Origin of the sequence: Streptomyces sp. NPDC048248 (genome assembly GCF_043201875.1) — a bacterium.
In the GTDB taxonomy this organism is placed as follows: domain Bacteria; phylum Actinomycetota; class Actinomycetes; order Streptomycetales; family Streptomycetaceae; genus Streptomyces.
On the sequence record NZ_JBICZL010000047.1, the window covers coordinates 2,086 to 4,581 of the forward strand.

Here is a 2,496-nt window from a genome sequence, read left to right on the forward strand (position 1 = left end):
TGTGTCGTGACTGCGTGCCTTTTGAAGAATGAGCCTGCGAGTTTGCGGTATGTTGCGAGGTTAACCCGTGTGGGGAAGCCGTAGCGAAAGCGAGTCCGAATAGGGCGTTGAGTAGCGTGCCCAAGACCCGAAGCGGAGTGATCTAGCCATGGGCAGGTTGAAGCGGAGGTAAGACTTCGTGGAGGACCGAACCCACCAGGGTTGAAAACCTGGGGGATGACCTGTGGTTAGGGGTGAAAGGCCAATCAAACTCCGTGATAGCTGGTTCTCCCCGAAATGCATTTAGGTGCAGCGTCGTGTGTTTCTTGCCGGAGGTAGAGCACTGGATAGGCGATGGGCCCTACCGGGTTACTGACCTTAGCCAAACTCCGAATGCCGGTAAGTGAGAGCGCGGCAGTGAGACTGTGGGGGATAAGCTCCATGGTCGAGAGGGAAACAGCCCAGAGCATCGACTAAGGCCCCTAAGCGTGTGCTAAGTGGGAAAGGATGTGGAGTCGCAGAGACAACCAGGAGGTTGGCTTAGAAGCAGCCATCCTTGAAAGAGTGCGTAATAGCTCACTGGTCAAGTGATTCCGCGCCGACAATGTAGCGGGGCTCAAGCACACCGCCGAAGTCGTGTCATTGCAGCTATACGGCCAACGCCGGCTGTGATGGGTAGGGGAGCGTCGTGTGCCGGGTGAAGCAGCCGTGGAAACGAGTTGTGGACGGTTCACGAGTGAGAATGCAGGCATGAGTAGCGATACACACGTGGGAAACGTGTGCGCCGATTGACTAAGGGTTCCTGGGTCAAGCTGATCTGCCCAGGGTAAGTCGGGACCTAAGGCGAGGCCGACAGGCGTAGTCGATGGACAACCGGTTGATATTCCGGTACCCGCTTTGAAGCGCCAAACATTGAATCAGGCGATGCTAAGTCCGTGAAGCCGGCCTGGAGTCTTCGGACAAAGGGACGTGGTGGAGCCGACGAACCAGACTTGTAGTAGGTGAGTGATGGGGTGACGCAGGAAGGTAGTCCAGCCCGGGCGGTGGTTGTCCCGGGGTAAGGGTGTAGGCCGTGTGGTAGGTAAATCCGTCACACGTTAAGGCTGAGACCTGATGCCGAGCCGATTGTGGCGAAGTGGATGATCCTATGCTGTCGAGAAAAGCCTCTAGCGAGTTTCATGGCGGCCCGTACCCTAAACCGACTCAGGTGGTCAGGTAGAGAATACCGAGGCGTTCGGGTGAACTATGGTTAAGGAACTCGGCAAAATGCCCCCGTAACTTCGGGAGAAGGGGGGCCATTTCTGGTGATCCGATTTACTCGGTGAGCTGGGGGTGGCCGCAGAGACCAGCGAGAAGCGACTGTTTACTAAAAACACAGGTCCGTGCGAAGCCGTAAGGCGATGTATACGGACTGACGCCTGCCCGGTGCTGGAACGTTAAGGGGACCGGTTAGTCACATTTCGGTGTGGCGAAGCTGAGAACTTAAGCGCCAGTAAACGGCGGTGGTAACTATAACCATCCTAAGGTAGCGAAATTCCTTGTCGGGTAAGTTCCGACCTGCACGAATGGCGTAACGACTTCTCGACTGTCTCAACCATAGGCCCGGTGAAATTGCACTACGAGTAAAGATGCTCGTTTCGCGCAGCAGGACGGAAAGACCCCGGGACCTTTACTATAGCTTGATATTGGTGTTCGGTTCGGCTTGTGTAGGATAGGTGGGAGACTTTGAAGCAGCCACGCCAGTGGTTGTGGAGTCATTGTTGAAATACCACTCTGGTCGTGCTGGATGTCTAACCTGGGTCCGTGATCCGGATCAGGGACAGTGTCTGGTGGGTAGTTTAACTGGGGCGGTTGCCTCCTAAAGAGTAACGGAGGCGCCCAAAGGTTCCCTCAGCCTGGTTGGCAATCAGGTGTTGAGTGTAAGTGCACAAGGGAGCTTGACTGTGAGACTGACGGGTCGAGCAGGTACGAAAGTAGGGACTAGTGATCCGGCGGTGGCTTGTGGAAGCGCCGTCGCTCAACGGATAAAAGGTACCCCGGGGATAACAGGCTGATCTTCCCCAAGAGTCCATATCGACGGGATGGTTTGGCACCTCGATGTCGGCTCGTCGCATCCTGGGGCTGGAGTCGGTCCCAAGGGTTGGGCTGTTCGCCCATTAAAGCGGTACGCGAGCTGGGTTTAGAACGTCGTGAGACAGTTCGGTCCCTATCCGCTGTGCGCGTAGGAGTATTGAGAAGGGCTGTCCCTAGTACGAGAGGACCGGGACGGACGAACCTCTGGTGTGCCAGTTGTCCTGCCAAGGGCATGGCTGGTTGGCTACGTTCGGAAAGGATAACCGCTGAAAGCATCTAAGCGGGAAGCCTGCTTCGAGATGAGTACTCCCACCCCCTTTGAGGGGTTAAGGCTCCCAGTAGACGACTGGGTTGATAGGCCAGATATGGAAGACCGGTAACGGTTGGAGTTGACTGGTACTAATAGGCCGAGGGCTTGTCCTCAGTTGCTCGCGTCCACTGTGT

General features: G+C 56.1%; 1 rRNA gene (only partly in view). It reads left to right on the forward strand.

Going from position 1 to position 2,496, the window contains the following annotated elements:
• Positions 1–2,475 (forward strand): 23S ribosomal RNA (locus tag ACGFZW_RS38825) (it extends 137 nt beyond the left edge of the window).
• Positions 2,476–2,496 lie beyond the last annotated feature (21 nt).